Genomic DNA, 14,657 nt, shown 5'->3' with positions numbered 1-14,657 from the left:
CGTCGAAATGATGCTTCCGAAAGCGGGAACTTCACGGGCGTGGCGTTCCCCATGGACTCATGCCGCCCTGCTCCGGTGGAGGGACTTGCCGCTGCTGTTCCGAGCCGGCAGATGTCGAGGGGTTGCCCCGAGGCACCGTGTCCCCGGGCCCGGCTGACCCGCCGGCTGGTACGAACACGGGGATCTCGTCCGGGTCCGCAACAGCGCCGCCGAACCCGCTGAACGGTTGGCCCGGAACGGCCTGAGCAGCCGAGCCGAAGGTTGGCGAGGCCGATCCCAACCCCGGTACCGGCGACGCCTGGAGAAGTCGCTCCCACAGCCCGGGCAGGCGGTTCAGGATGTCGTCCTCAAGGCGGGCAGTTTCGGACAATGTCGAATCGCCACTGGCCAGCACCAGCACGTGCGCCTGGATTCCGTCGGCATCCCGCAGCAGCACCCACTTGTTATGGACCGCCAACGGCAAACGGGGTTTGAGGCCAGTACGGTCCGTTGCCGGATGGGCTGACCCGGCGCCAATCCGGCCCGCCGCCGCGACGGAGACAAAGCCGGCCCCGACGGGCGACCAACCGGTCCTGGCCTCCAACTCGATGCCGCTGGCAACAACGGATCGGGATCCCTTCGGACTCAGCGGCACGAGGTTCGTCAAGTCTGTCGGACGAAGAGCGAATGTCCCGCCATCGCGCAGCACCTGGCCATCCTGAACCGTGATGGGGATGAGTTCCGATGACAGAGCGCGGCCGGGAATTCTCGACACCAGCCACTTGGCACCGTACAGGAGGAGCAATGGAATGCCCGGGCCAAGAACGAGGGCTATCACGAGTGCCAGCACGAAGTTGGTGCTGTTCAGGGGTTTCGCCATACTGGCCGTGAACTCGACGCTGACCGGAAGCGCCCGATCCGGCTCATCGTCCGGTGCCGTCATGACTTTGACGCGGCCAACAACCGAACCGTTGTCCGCACCGTCAGCCTTAAATGTCACGGGAATGCTGCTGTTGTCGTTGACATGCAGACAGGTCTGCGGGCTTGTCGCGGAGCCGAGAGCGAGTGAAATCGTACCGGCGTGCTCGGGGGACGCCGCGATTTCCGGCTGATCATCCGGTGAGATCCAAATGCAACCCTGCCCGGAGACCTGCAGGCTGCCGACTGCCTGGGAGTCTCCGTCCAGTTTGCCGAAGTCAATCTTGGGTGCCAGCACCGGAAATTCGGCCGGAGGAATTAGGCTCAGGGGAATCGAAACGGCCGACGGCGCCAGCTGGGTTCCCGGGACCACGGAACCGTTGACGGTGGTTGACGCCGTTGTAATCGACAGCTCCAGCCTCAGTTCAGCCGCGCCAACCGGGAAGTCGCTCAAATCGAGCGCCTGCGGTTTGGCCAACTCACTCTTGCCGATGGCATCTGCTACGACGGCCTTTTTCCCTTGTGGGTCCTGCACGAACGCCGTCAGCTTTGCGTCGCCCAGCAGGGAGGCCGGATCCACGGCCGCCCCGTTGGGACCTTCGAGACCAAACATAAGGTCAGTAACGTTCTCGCCAGCATGAAGTTTGGTACCGCTTTGATTGGTCCAGGCGGGCTTGAGCCCGCCCGTGATGTGGATATTGGTGCGGGACCGTTTTCCGCTCGACTGCCCCGAGGGATCCGTAAACGCAAGCTGCCAGAGCCCACTCCACGACTTAGCATCGGGCGAAACGGCGAGCGAAATCGCCAACGATTTGTCCGACAGCCAGGTGTACTTGAGTGCGTTCCCGTCGGCGGAGAGGGAAGACTCAGTGCCGATCAACTTGGGAAGCTCCAGGACCTGTCCGGACGGCGACATGATCGACGCCGCAAGGCCGAGAACATCGGCCGTAGCCAACAGACGCACTTCCGGGGTCGATTGGTCCAAGACGAAGCGATGGGCACTGTCAATGCACCGGGTGACCTGACAGATGCCTTGCTCCTGGACTATGGGGCTGCTTCCGGTGGAACTGATTCCGTCAAACGCAAGGAGCAGCCCATCAATGTCCGAAGCCAGGTAAAACTCACCCGGCGAGGGAGTGATGAACTTGCCGCAGGTGGCTGAGTCGGTGGACGATTTGCCTGTGGTCACGGATTCCAGGAACGCGTAGTCAGCCGGGGCTGCGTTTCCCGCCGATAGGCCTATACCAAAAACTGTCACCCTGGAGGAACGCAGTTGATCAGCCAAACCGCCATCGCGGCAGATGCTGGACATTGCAAGTCCGCGCGCCTCGTCCACGGCAGCCTCGCTCGTCAGCTCAAGTTGGGGAGCGAATGGCTTAGCAGCGCCGAAGGCCGTCTTGTCCTCATCACTACCTCGTACGGTGTAATTGAGCGCGCCGTCAGTGAACCAGACCAGGGCCTGGCAACTTGTCACTCCCGGTCGGGCGGCTGACCTGGCCGCCAAGTCTGCCCGGGCGCCGTCCAGGGCGGACCAATAGTCCGTCTCCATTCCGTGTACGTGGTCTCGGAGCGACTCGATGCTTGTCTTGACCTGCGGCAACGTGGAGTTGTTCAGCGGCCGCCATGGTTGGACCTGCGAGTACCCCTGTGCAAACACCGCGAGCCCAACGTTCACATCCGCCGCGGAACGTGTCGCAAACTGCGCCAGCTGGGTTACCAGATAGTCCGCCGAAGTCACGCGGGCGTTTTCAGGATCACTCCCCTGCAGGCTGGATGACTCGTCAACGAGGAGCAGGATATCTGTGGGTCCGCCGCCTCCAACGCAAGCACGGAAGTCGTCGGCTGCCGTGACGACTGCCGGAACGGTGCGGCCAGCAACTCCGGCTTTTCCCTCCGGTGCAGCGGCAGCGGGTCCAGCCATGAGCGCCATTGCAATGGCTGCGCAGCCGAGGGTTACAGTCAGTCCCCGCATCAGAGCCGGCCTGCCCAGTTCGCAATGCCCCATGCGCTGACCACGACTGCGGCCAAGCTTGCGGCCACGGTGACCCGGTAGAGCCACGGGACCATTTGACTGGCGGAGTACAGCGGGAACGTCCGGGATTTCGTGTCATTTAGCGTGAATGCCGCCACGAGCGCAATGGCGATAGGACCCCCGAGAACCCATGCGGAAATGGCTGCCGCCGGAAACATACCCAAGAGCGACGCAACTCCGAGGGAGACGACAGCAGCGGCGAAGGCCGAATACAACCACAGGACCGGCGCGGCGACTACACCACGGTCCGGGGCAACACTACCCAACGCCGCAGGCGAGGATCCGAACCCGGAAACGCCACTACTCCAATCCACATTTCCTTGCGGGACTCCGTCGGACCGTTCGGTCAGCGTGGGCGTCTGATCCTGAGTCTGAGACCCGTTGTATTGACTGAAGTCAAAGGGACTTTGCCCACTCGACATACCAAATTCCCCCGTTTTTCATTTTTGGCAACCCCACTCAACAGCGTCGCCGAATAGCCCGTAGCGGATATTCGGCCTTCGCACAAGTCAAGCGCAGCCTTTGCGGACATACTATGTGCCAAAGAGCGACCCGCACAACGGCTCAACGGGATGAGTCTTCCACCTGTTGGATCATGTCCGCGGTTATGCGTACAAGGGGTAGAAATCCGAAAATGATCCGCTACCATAAGGCTTGAGTCTTGGGGGAGCTCCTTCAAGGCTGGGAATTATGGCCAGGAGCTGCGCAAATGTTCGTAAAGACCTTCGGCTGGTCATTCGCCGTAACGGCTGTTGCCTTGCTTACGGCAGCTTTCTACGGCGGCATCGAAGCCCTCATTTTGTGTCTCATTTTGGGTATTTTGGAAGTGAGCCTCAGCTTTGACAACGCAGTGGTCAACGCTCGGATCCTGGAGCGAATGAATCCCTTCTGGCAGAAAATGTTTCTGACCGTTGGGATCATGATTGCAGTGTTCGGAATGCGAATCATGTTTCCGCTGCTCATTGTTGGAGTGACGGCAAACCTCAACCCAGTCGAGGCCATTGATTTGGCCATGCAAAAGGGGGACGCTCATACTCCGGGGACGTACGGATATCTGTTGCACGAAGCGCACCCGCAGATTGCGGCGTTTGGCGGAATTTTCCTCCTGATGCTGTTTCTTGATTTTATTTTCCAGGATCGCGACATCAAATGGATCAGGATCCTGGAAGTACCCCTGGCCAAACTGGGCGCCTTACAGGGCGCGTCCACGATCGTCGGGATCATCGTCCTGGCCGTGGCTGGCTATTTGTCTGGGGAGAAGCAAGCGATCGTCCTGTTGGCGGGCCTCCTGGGCTTGGTCACATACTTCCTCGTCAACGGTCTAGGCAACTTCTTTGATGTGGACGAGGACGGTGACGTGGATGCCGACGATGCACTTCTCCGCACGCATGCCGGCCCCTCGGGTGCGGCCAAAGTCGCCGGCAAGGCCGCCTTTATGTTGTTCTTGTATCTCGAAGTCATCGACGCCTCCTTCTCCTTCGACGGAGTCATTGGCGCCTTCGCAATTACGTCCGACCCCATCGTTATTGCCCTGGGCCTCGGCCTCATCGGCGCAATGTTTGTTCGTTCGCTGACTGTATTTCTTGTACGTCAGGGCACCTTGGATGAGTTTGTGTACCTCGATCACGGCGCCCATTGGGCGATTGGTGCCCTAGCCGTCATTCTGCTAATCACTATCGAATTTCCAGTGAATGAAGTAATCACCGGGTTGATCGGCGTCGTATTCATCGGAGCAGCCTTTATTGGGTCTCTGATGCGGAATAGGAAATCTCGTTCGATTCAGGCTGACAAACCGTCACAACCAGCTGTTATCTAGTAATATCCGACACAGCATCTGCACCTTACCGGGAAGCGAGAAATACCATGGGATTGAGTTTGTTGAAGGGCCAGTCGCTGTCACTGACCAAGAACGGCGAATCACTGACAAAAATCCGGTTGGGACTTGGTTGGGACTCCGCTGTCCCTGCCAAAAAGGGCCTCTTCGGAGGCTCAAAGACCGTCGAAATTGACCTCGATGCCTCCGCCATATCTTTTGATGCAAACGGACAGCATGTTGACACGGTCTTCTACAACCAGCTCACGAGCAAAGATAACGCCATCCGCCACACGGGAGATAATCTTACGGGCGCAGGCGACGGTGATGACGAAACAATCCTGGTGGATCTCTCCGGAGTTTCGCCGGCAGTCAAGAATATTGTTTTTGTCATCACCAGCTACAGCCAGCAGACTTTTGACCAGGTTCAAAATGCCTATTGCCGTGTGCTCGATGACGCAGCGCCTGGGACCCCCGAGGTAGCCAGGTACAACCTCACGGATTCAGGTCGTTACACTGCCATGATCATGGCCAAACTATCCCGGATGGGTGGAACCTGGAACTTCCAGGCAATCGGGCTCCCGGCCCAGGGCCGGACACCCCAAGACGTGGTAACAACCGCCGCCAGCGCGCTCTAGCCCCAACCGAACTAAAAAGGAGAAATTCGTGTCAACCCTTACCCTCAGCAAAGGCAGCAATCTCTCGCTCACGAAGACCGATCCGGGAATGCGTCAGGCCATGATCGGCCTGGGCTGGGATCCCCGCACCACAGCCGGCGCCGCCTTCGACCTGGACGCGTCTGCCTTGTTGGTGGGAGCATCCGGCAAGGTCCGCTCCAACGATGACTTCATCTTTTACAACCAACTCGCCTCCAAGGACGGGTCCGTCGTACATCAGGGCGACAACCTCGATGGCGGAGGTGACGGGGATGACGAACAGGTTCTCGTTGACCTTTCTACTGTGGCAGACGACGTCGACAAGATCGTCATCGTCGTCTCGATTCACGACGCCATTGCCCGCGGACAGAACTTTGGCCAGGTGCGCGATGCATACTGCCGAGTGGTCAACCAGGAGTCCGGCAATGAAGTCGTCCGGTTCGACCTCACCGAGGACGCCGCAGCCGAAACCACCATGATCTTCGCAGAGATCTACCGCAACAATGGCGAGTGGAAGTTCAGGGCCGTAGGCCAGGGATACGCCACCGGACTGGCGGGAATTGCCTCGGATTTCGGAATCAGCCTCAACTAGCCTCAGCCAAATGCTTGGGGCCCGGGGGCTGCCGGGCCCCAAGCATCTTGTTCGCCCAACTTCCAAGGAGCATTGAATTGACTGGACTGACTCTCGCCAAAGGCGCCAACATTTCCCTCACCAAGACTGCCCCAGGCCTGAGCAAGATCCTTGTTGGCCTTGGCTGGGACAAGCGCACCACATCAGGTGAGGACTTCGACCTGGACGCTTCAGCACTGCTGGTGGGCGTCGACGGCAAGGTCCGTTCCTCGGCCGACTTTATTTTTTACAACCAGCCCAAGTCCGCCGATGGCGTTGTGGTTCACCTCGGTGACAACCGCACGGGAGAGGGCGAAGGCGACGATGAAGTCATCTCCGTCGACCTGGACAGCGTGAGCGCTGACGTCGATCGCGTGGTCTTTGTTGTCTCTATTGATAAAGCAGATGATCGCGGACAGAACTTCGGGCAGGTGCGTTCGGCCTATTGCCGTGTACTGAACGAGGGGTCGAATGCGGAAGTAGCACGCTTCGACCTGAACGAGGACGCATCGTCCGAGACCTGCCTGATTTTCTCAGAACTTTATCGCTACAACGGCGAATGGAAGTTCAAAGCCATTGGCCAAGGATACGCCTCCGGCCTCGCAGGCGTTGCCAGCGACTTCGGCGTTCAGCTTTAAGGACCGCTCCCCATGCAGCTAACTCCACCTGAAGTTTCGTCGTCGTCTCCACTCATTCTCCACGCCCCTGACTCCCCCGAAATCATCCGCGAGGATTCGGCACCGGGCATGGTACCGGTTTCGGCCGAGCGCCAACTGGAGATCCACACCCAAGCCCGGGCGTTCGTTGAAGAGATTGCTGCGCTGGACCCGAACAGTCCGGAGTACACCCGGAAAATTGACGGCATCAACCAGCTCGCCGGGCAAGAACTGGTTGCGTCGTCTAGCACGTCCAGCCGATTGCTCGAGCGCTCCAGTACGTCCGTCGCCGGTGCCAAGAAGGCGGGCAGCAGTGCACAGCAGCACGTGGCTGCCACGCTCGGTGAGTTGCGTTCAACTGTGGAAGATCTGACACCGAACCAGGCTGATCTCAGTGTGGGCCGTAAGATCCTCGGCATCATCCCTGGCGGCAACAAGCTGGCAAGGTACTTCCAGAAATACGAGTCGGCTCAAACTCAGCTGGACAACATCATCAAGTCGCTGATGGCGGGCCAAGACGAGCTGCTCAAAGACAACGCCGCCTTGGCGCACGAGAAGACCCAGTTGTGGGAGACCATGCAGGGGCTCAGCGAGTACGCGGTGTTCGCCAAGGCGCTGGACGCCGCCACGGCCGACGGAGTCAGATCCTTGACCGTGTCCGGTCAGGTTGAGGCTGCCAGCAAGCTTGACTCTGATGTCCTCTTTCCGATTCGCCAACGCCACCAGGACATCCTGACGCAGCTGGCAGTCTCGGTACAGGGGTACTTGGCCATCGATTTGATCCGCAAGAACAACACCGAGCTCATCAAGGGAGTGGAACGCGCACGGACCACCACCATCTCGGCCCTGCGTACAGCGGTGATCGTGGCCCAGGCATTGGCCAACCAGAAGATGGTACTGGACCAGATCGACGCGATTAACACCACAACAAACAACATGATTCTGCAGACCAGCGAGATGCTCAGGGACCAGACAGGCCGCATCCACCAGCAGGCAGCAAGCTCCGGTGTCAGCGTCGATACGCTCCAGAAGGCATTCGATAACGTCTTCCAGACCATGGACGCAATCGATACGTTCCGATCCCAGGCCAACAAGAATATGGAAGGTACTGTGCAGGCCCTTGAATCCGGGCTTGAGCGTGCACGCCCCTACCTCGAACGTGTCCGCCAGCAAGAGGGCCAGTAGCCGGCCGCCCACGGCACACCAGGCTCAGCAACCATGGTCGCAAAATTCTTCGGCGCCCTCTTCAGTAACGGACGGGCGCCCCAGCAACCCACCGAACTGCCTTCTGGCGCTCCACCGAATGACGATCTAAGGGATTCAGCCGCTGCATTAGACGACCTACGGACCTTGGTACTCCGCAGCGGAGCAGAAATGCCCACCATCGTATTTTCCCGGCTGAGGCAACTGGATGACCTTTTGCGCCCTCTCATCGGTTATCTGGAGGGGGCTGCCCCCTCCACCGAACAGATCGTATTACTGCAATCGATTGTTATGGATTATGTGCCTTCGCCGTTGCGAACCTATCTCACGCTTTCGCTTCCGCACCGACAGGACCCGTCCCGCGAGACCACGGTTCTACTGGACCAGCTCGGTGCAATCTACTCGGCCGCACGCAAGCTCGACACGCAGGTACGAACCGGCGCCATCACAGAACTTGAGGTGTTTGGATTATTCCTTGAGGACAAATTCAATGTTGACGGACTGCGCTTGGAGGGAAGCTAAGTTGGTTTCGATGATTGCTGGCACCAACGCCGCGCTCACGGCGGAGAATCCCGGGCTCACCAGGGTCCTGATCGGGCTCGGCTGGGATGTCGTGGTCAGCAACGGGCCACAATCGGAACTCGTGCCGATGGCCATCATGTGTGGCCCCAACGGACGGGCGCTGTCAGACGAGCACTTGGTGTTCTTCAATCAGATACACAGTCCGGAAGGCAGCGTGCAGTTCGCCGGCACCGAAGACGAGGAGCAGATCGACGTCGACCTCGCTTTGGTCCCCGCGGCGGTATCCAAGATCTCCGTGCTCGTCTACATTGACCCGGATGTCCGGGGTCCCGGCACCTTCGCTGCCGTGAAAAGCGCCTACATCAGGGTGGCAGATCGAACGAATCGCGAGCTGGTTCGTTTCGCTGTACCGACGTCCGGCCGGGAAAAAATCAGTGCCATGGTATTCGGCGAGCTTTACCGCCACGGAGCAGGCTGGAAATTCCGCGCCCTTGGACAGGGATACGAAAACGGATTGGCCGGAGTGGCCACAGACTTCAGATTGAAGCTCTGACGTGGCGCCGGATAGGAGCAGTTCACGTGAGGACCTCCGCTATCTCTCCCGCCGGATCAAGCCCGAAGCAAGCACAACGGCAGGCAGCGCGGCCGTGTCAGAGCCAGCGCCGGAAATGCCGGCGCCGGTTGCCGGTCGAGCCGCCGGGTTATGGCTGAACCCCAGTCCGAAGCAGGTCCGAACGGGCACCGCGCCCATGCGTCCCGAACAGGCACCAGACGCCGACATTTCATTGCAGGCATTCGCCGCACCGACGCTGGGTACTATCCGGCATTTGTCGACAGTGGACCCAGTGGTCCGACTCACCCCCCGCCAGTCCGGCATCGGGTCATTGCTGGTGGCCGTGCCCCGCTCAGCCGCTTGGGAGGACAACGCACTCCTCACAGGTGCCGTGACAAATGATGGGCACACCGCCGGAATCCGCTTGGCTACGTCCGGAAAAAGATCACTGGTGGACTACCACGAAGGGTCAGCCGTGGTGAATCTGCGTCATGTGAGGAGTCTCCGCCGCGCGCTTTTCATTGCAGGCGAGACCCCGCTCACAGCAGGGGTCTTCGACAGTTCCTCAATCACCTGCCCCGGTCGAACCCAGTCCGGCGATCGAGCTGTGTTGTACGTCTGCCGAATCGGATCCGTGCTGGAATTCCGTCTCGAGACCGTGCCGTGGCCTGCAGAGGACACGGACATCTGGGCCGCATTCGGCTTCACAATGTCCACTCCTTTAGACCGACGCGCTGTCCAGACCTAGCCGCCCAGTCCAACTCGAAACAACAAAATGGGGAACCATGCAACACTTCAGTGCGCTAGACGCGTCCGTGCGGGCAAGACTCTTCCATGTTCCGCCGGAGCCGCTCGGAAGGAACTCGGATCCGCGGCTGTTGGCGATCGCGTTGGGCGCCACCCTCTATTCCCCCGCAACACGGCCGGAGTTGGCGCAGGACGTCCTGAAGCAGGCAAGATCCGGATGCGTCAGCACCGTGATCTGCCTGGAGGACTCCGTGGCGGACCAGGACGTATCTGCGGCCGAAGAGAACTTACTGGCAGCGTTGAAGGACCTGGGCCGAACAAGTGCCGAACACCTGCCGCTAATATTTGTCCGCTGCCGGACTGCCGAACAGCTTCTGGACATCGGACGCCGCGCCGGGGCAGATCTCGACGTTGTCTCAGGATTTGCCTTGCCCAAGTTCGAAAACGAAAGCGGACGCGGGCGGGCGTTCCTTGAGGCCGTGCAGATGCTGAACGAGGAGACTGGACGAAGCGGCGCTCTGGGGGCGTTGCGCGCAATGCCCATCATCGAGGATCCAAGCACCACTCACTTGGAATCGCGGATTCGGGTCCTGACCGACAATCTGGCTCTCCTAAGTGAATTCCGCAGCATCGTGCTGTGTGTCCGCCTTGGCACAACGGACATGTCCAGCGCCTTCGGCCTTCGGCGTTCACAGGATCTGACCATCTACCATGTCAAAGTCGTAGCCAACATCATCGGCGACGTCGTCAACATCTTCGGCCGCCCGGAGGACGGGTGGGTAATTTCCGGTCCGGTGTGGGAGCACTTTTCCAATACGGAACGGGTGCTGAAACCCCAACTACGGGCCACCCCCTTCGTGGCCGCCAATGAGACAAGGCTGCGTAAACGGATCCTCGTCGAAAATCTGGACGGTCTCATACGCGAGATCGAGCTGGACCAGGCAAACGGGCTGGTCGGGAAGACTGTGATCCACCCCAGCCACGTCCCTGTGGTGCACGCCATGTACGTGGTCAGCCACGAGGAATACATCGATGCCTGCGATATCGCTGGAGGAAGCGGCGGCGGTGTGAAGGCATCGACCTATCGAAACAAGATGAACGAATTCAAGCCGCATCGGGCCTGGGCGGAAAAGACGCTCCTGCGGGCCCGCGCCTTTGGAGTAGCGAATCCTGGCGTCAGTTTCGTGGAACTGCTCGAAGCGAGCATGAATTGACAACGGTGGGCCACGTCCAGCCGTGGACGGGCGAGTTTGTCAGCAGTGCCTTGGGCGTCGAGATAGTCACGGGAGCTGACCAAAGCCTGCTCCCTGTGGAATCGCTGGTCGGGCTGGCTTTGCGCAGGAACCCCCGGCGTGCGCATTTGTTGGTATCGCGAGTTCTCGCCAAGCATGTCCCCACCGAACCTGGACTCGCGACGGCGGCGGGCTGGCTTCTGGGGTTGCTTGTGCGCGCAGAACTGGATTCCGACGCAGGTAGCGGCTTTGCTTCGGCCGCCCCTCAGCTGCGCCATGTCATTGAGCCCGCCGCTACCATGCTCGGCGCCTTGCTTGCAGACGCTGAAGAACCGTTGCGCACGCAAACATCCAGGATCGCAGCGATCACCGACCTCTGTGATTTGCTGGAGCCACATCACACGGTGTTTCCAGGGTTCGCTACCATCGGTTATGCCGAGACGGCTACGGGCTTGGGAAGCCTCGTGGCCGAATTCCTGGGCACCTACTACATCCACTCCACGCGGGCGGCCTCGTCAGGAACCGGCGCCGTGAGGCCGTACGGGACGTTTGAGGAAGTTCACTCGCATGCCACGTCCCATCAGCTTTTGCCCACCAGCCATGCGATGCTCAACAGAGCGGACACCGTGATTCTGGTGGATGACGAGCTGAGCACCGGTGCCACAATTATCAGCACCATTCGTGAGCTGCACAAAAACGCGCCCCGTGGCAGGTACGTGTTGGCCTCGCTGGTGGACCTTCGCTCGACCGAGGACCGGCAGAAAATCGACTCCTTGGCCGACGCGCTCGGCTGCCGTATCGACGTGGTTGCGCTTGCCCACGGACGGGTCGTGCTCCCGGCTGGACTGCCTGCCGCCGCCGAGGCGCTCATTCGGACGCTCCCACCAGCCGAAACGTTGGCCCCCGCCTCCGGCAAAATCGATGTATCCGATTTGACCGGTTCAGCAACGCCGATCCGGAGTGCTCGCTTCGGCGTTGCGGGACAGGCCGAGCCACAGCGGATCGACGTCGTAGCCACGGAAATCGCCGCCCGGCTTACTCCCGACGAACGGGTACTGGTGCTGGCGACCGAAGAGTTCATGGCGATCCCACTAGCCGTTGCGGCCCGGCTCCAGAAGCTCCTGCCGGACGCCGCCGTGAGATTTTCGTCCAGTACCCGTTCGCCGATAGCCCCGCTTGACGCGCCCGGCTACGCCATCCGGTCAGCTGTGAGTTTCAACAGCCACGATGCCTCAGTGGACGGGCCCGGCACCCGCTTCGCCTACAATTTCTCCCATCCCGAAGGTCTGTTTGGCACGGTCGTGATCCTGGCAGAGCCTGGCTCGACGACGTCAGACCTCACCGGTCCCGGCAGCATCGCCGCCGCGACCGCTGCCACCGGCGCCAACGTCCGGCTGGTGATACTTCCGCGCGACAGGCCCTTCCCGGAGCCGCTGACGGGCCCAAAGTTCGGCTCCTACGCCGCCGGCGACGTCAAATGGCTCCTCAAGGACCTCAGCTCGGCCCCGCTGGAAGCTCCGCCCGCAGAGCGTGAAGCAGCCATCCAATCAGGCAGGGCAAGCTATGCTGAGTCGCTGCCGGTGGAGTATGAGCCAACACCTGAGTATCAAGCACTGTTTCGTGAGGCCCTCGACCGCTCTTCCACGCGCCTGGCACACGCAGTAGGCGTTGTCACTGAACAGGCGCTGAGGTTGCGCAACGGTGCTCCAGTGCTCGTATCTTTGGCCCGGGCCGGGACTCCGATCGGAATCCTCATGCGGCGCTGGGCCCTCGCGATGCATGGGCTGGACGTACCCCACTACACCTTGAGCATCGTGCGGGGGCTCGGCATCGACCCCACCGCCCTCAGTTACCTCGCCACACATTATGATCCTGAACGGATCATTTTCGTTGATGGGTGGACCGGCAAAGGTGCGATATCCCGCGAGCTGACTGCCGCCGTCGCGCTCTTCGCCCAGACCGATGGTGCAACATTCTCGCCCGAACTGGCCGTTCTGGCCGACCCGGGGCACTGTGCCCGGATCTTCGGCACGAGAGACGACTACCTGATCCCGTCTGCCTGCCTGAATTCGACGGTGTCGGGGCTGGTATCCCGGACTGTCTTCAACACCGACCTGATCGGGCCGGGCGACTTCCATGGCGCAAAGTTCTATTCGAACCTGGCCGGCAAAGATGTATCCGGGGTTTTCCTGAAAGCCGTAGAGGGGCAGTTCATGGCAGTTCGGGATGAAGTCCTTGCAGCTTCTGCGACATTACCCACCGACATACAGGGCTTGCCGACGGCGGACTGGACCGGCTGGGCATTCGTTGAGAACATCAGCCGCCGTTTCGGCATCAACAATGCGAATCTGGTCAAACCGGGCGTGGGAGAAACCACCCGGGTCTTGCTGCGGAGGATCCCATGGAAAGTCCTCGTGCGCCCGGACGCTGCGAACGATCTGGACCACGTCCTGCTTCTGGCCAGACAGCGTGGAGTGGAAGTACTGGAAATGCATGACATGCCCTACAGCTGTGTGGGGCTGATACGGCCGCAATCGTCTGGGACAACTGGAGCCGGTGGAATGTCTGTGGTGGGAGCATGATGCCGGGCACACCCGCTGCGCCAGCCCCTGTTCTGGTGGCTTGCGACCTCGACCGGACGCTGATTTACTCAGCCAAATCCCTGTTGCTCAGCGGCGACGACTCTGCGGCACCGCCGATGGTCGTCTCCGAGGTGTACGACTCCGCACCGCTTTCCTTCATGACGCGGGCGGCAGATGTACTTCTTTCGCAACTCGTCGAACGGGTGCTTTTCGTACCAGCGACCACTCGAACCAGGGCCCAGTTCTCACGGGTGCGGCTGCCGGGCGAAGGCAGGGGCTACGCAGTGACTACAAATGGTGCCGTGATACTCAAAGACGGTGAAATCGATATGGACTGGTTCGGCCACATCAACCGTTGTGTGGAGGAGGCGTGCGCGCCGCTGGCTGAAGTGTTGGGCTATCTGACAGGACCCCGGGCCGTGCCGGAAGTCCTTCGTGTGCGTGATGCCGAAGAGTTATTCGTCTACTGCATCGTCAACCGGCAGGAGCTTTCCGCTGCATATGTCGAGGATCTCACGGGGTGGTGCAGCCAGCGAGGGTGGAAGACGTCGCTGCAGGGCAGGAAATTATACTGCGTTCCTGAACCCATCAACAAAGAGTCGGCAATTGCCGAAATTCAGCGGCGGACGGGCCCGGGACTGATGCTCGCTGCGGGCGATTCGCGGCTGGACGCCGGCCTCCTGGACCTTGCAGATATAGCGATTCGCCCTGCCCACGGAGAGCTTGAAAGCGACGGATATTTCCGCGAGCACCTCGTCGTAACTGGCTCGCCCGGAGTATTGGCCGGTGAGGAAATTTTGCGTTTCATCACACAAGCAGCGAGACAAGCAGACGCCGGACGATTCGTCCCGCTTTCCGAAGCGACCTCGGCCTGAAGTCGGTCATGAACGATTGACTGTCATAGGCGACAACATTCGTACTTGACTGACGCACTGCGTGGAAGTTAACGCTGCGGTGGAACTGGTTGGACGAGCTCTTCCTGCCGACCCATGGCATAACTGAGTCCTCGGACTGGTCTGACTACCACCAGGCCGACGAGCAGTGCCGAGATGCCGTGGATACCTTCCAAAGAAGTGTATCCACGGCACCTTCTATCAGGTCCGGATTGGCTGATCCTCGCAAGCGGTCGATCTGTCGTGCGGTCAGGGTGGACT

12 protein-coding genes are annotated in these 14,657 nt (G+C 60.4%); 10 read left to right on the top strand and 2 right to left on the bottom strand.

Annotated features, from left to right (window positions below):
- Positions 1-31: 31 nt before the first annotated feature.
- Entirely contained in the window at positions 32-2,818 is a 2,787-nt protein-coding gene (locus tag AB0N24_RS06920) for a vWA domain-containing protein (RefSeq protein ID WP_364122258.1), read from the bottom strand.
- A gap of 50 nt (positions 2,819-2,868) precedes the next feature.
- On the bottom strand, positions 2,869-3,243 hold the full coding sequence (locus tag AB0N24_RS06915) for a hypothetical protein (RefSeq protein ID WP_364122255.1): 375 nt from the start codon (positions 3,241-3,243) through the stop codon (positions 2,869-2,871).
- A gap of 395 nt (positions 3,244-3,638) precedes the next feature.
- On the opposite strand from AB0N24_RS06915, the gene AB0N24_RS06910 reads away from it, so the two are divergent.
- The 10 genes from AB0N24_RS06910 (at position 3,639) to AB0N24_RS06865 (ending at position 14,378) form a co-directional block, all read left to right on the top strand.
- Positions 3,639-4,745, top strand: coding sequence for a DUF475 domain-containing protein (locus AB0N24_RS06910; RefSeq protein WP_364122252.1), 1,107 nt, complete (start codon positions 3,639-3,641; stop codon positions 4,743-4,745).
- 59 nt (positions 4,746-4,804) lie between these two features.
- Positions 4,805-5,380 (top strand): TerD family protein, encoded by a 576-nt coding sequence (locus AB0N24_RS06905; RefSeq protein ID WP_364122249.1) that lies wholly within the window; start codon positions 4,805-4,807, stop codon positions 5,378-5,380.
- A gap of 28 nt (positions 5,381-5,408) precedes the next feature.
- Complete coding sequence (locus tag AB0N24_RS06900; protein ID WP_364122246.1) at positions 5,409-5,990, top strand: TerD family protein; 582 nt, start codon at positions 5,409-5,411, stop codon at positions 5,988-5,990.
- Positions 5,991-6,067: 77 nt separating this feature from the next.
- Positions 6,068-6,646 carry a TerD family protein gene (locus AB0N24_RS06895; RefSeq protein WP_364122243.1) on the top strand — a complete coding sequence of 193 codons (579 nt, stop codon included), beginning with the start codon at positions 6,068-6,070 and terminating at the stop codon, positions 6,644-6,646.
- 12 nt (positions 6,647-6,658) lie between these two features.
- Positions 6,659-7,849: a toxic anion resistance protein gene (locus AB0N24_RS06890; RefSeq protein ID WP_364122241.1), complete on the top strand. Its 1,191-nt coding sequence runs from the start codon at positions 6,659-6,661 to the stop codon at positions 7,847-7,849.
- Between the two features lie 189 nt (positions 7,850-8,038).
- Positions 8,039-8,389: a hypothetical protein gene (locus tag AB0N24_RS06885; protein WP_364122238.1), complete on the top strand. Its 351-nt coding sequence runs from the start codon at positions 8,039-8,041 to the stop codon at positions 8,387-8,389.
- A 10-nt stretch (positions 8,390-8,399) separates the two neighbouring features.
- The gene (locus AB0N24_RS06880; RefSeq protein ID WP_364122235.1) at positions 8,400-8,942 is read left to right on the top strand and encodes a TerD family protein; all 543 of its coding nucleotides are present in this window, start codon (positions 8,400-8,402) and stop codon (positions 8,940-8,942) included.
- A gap of 785 nt (positions 8,943-9,727) precedes the next feature.
- On the top strand, positions 9,728-10,903 hold the full coding sequence (locus AB0N24_RS06875; protein WP_364122232.1) for an HpcH/HpaI aldolase/citrate lyase family protein: 1,176 nt from the start codon (positions 9,728-9,730) through the stop codon (positions 10,901-10,903).
- A gap of 5 nt (positions 10,904-10,908) precedes the next feature.
- Positions 10,909-13,503 carry a phosphoribosyltransferase domain-containing protein gene (locus AB0N24_RS06870; protein ID WP_364122394.1) on the top strand — a complete coding sequence of 865 codons (2,595 nt, stop codon included), beginning with the start codon at positions 10,909-10,911 and terminating at the stop codon, positions 13,501-13,503.
- The gene (locus tag AB0N24_RS06865; protein ID WP_364122229.1) at positions 13,500-14,378 is read left to right on the top strand and encodes an HAD family hydrolase; all 879 of its coding nucleotides are present in this window, start codon (positions 13,500-13,502) and stop codon (positions 14,376-14,378) included. The genes AB0N24_RS06870 and AB0N24_RS06865 overlap by 4 nt, the downstream gene beginning before the upstream one ends.
- Positions 14,379-14,657 lie beyond the last annotated feature (279 nt).

Source organism: Arthrobacter sp. NPDC093128 (assembly GCF_040683875.1).
Classification (GTDB): domain Bacteria; phylum Actinomycetota; class Actinomycetes; order Actinomycetales; family Micrococcaceae; genus Arthrobacter.
This window is presented reverse-complemented; position numbering and strand designations above follow the sequence as displayed.

Coding starts and splice junctions, on each gene's coding strand:
- AB0N24_RS06920 (WP_364122258.1), bottom strand. CDS start 2,818: ATGGCTGGACCCGCTGCCGCTGCACCGGAGGGAAAAGCCGGAGTTGCT.
- AB0N24_RS06910 (WP_364122252.1), top strand. CDS start 3,639: ATGTTCGTAAAGACCTTCGGCTGGTCATTCGCCGTAACGGCTGTTGCC.
- AB0N24_RS06890 (WP_364122241.1), top strand. CDS start 6,659: ATGCAGCTAACTCCACCTGAAGTTTCGTCGTCGTCTCCACTCATTCTC.
- AB0N24_RS06885 (WP_364122238.1), top strand. CDS start 8,039: ATGCCCACCATCGTATTTTCCCGGCTGAGGCAACTGGATGACCTTTTG.
- AB0N24_RS06880 (WP_364122235.1), top strand. CDS start 8,400: ATGATTGCTGGCACCAACGCCGCGCTCACGGCGGAGAATCCCGGGCTC.
- AB0N24_RS06875 (WP_364122232.1), top strand. CDS start 9,728: ATGCAACACTTCAGTGCGCTAGACGCGTCCGTGCGGGCAAGACTCTTC.
- AB0N24_RS06865 (WP_364122229.1), top strand. CDS start 13,500: ATGATGCCGGGCACACCCGCTGCGCCAGCCCCTGTTCTGGTGGCTTGC.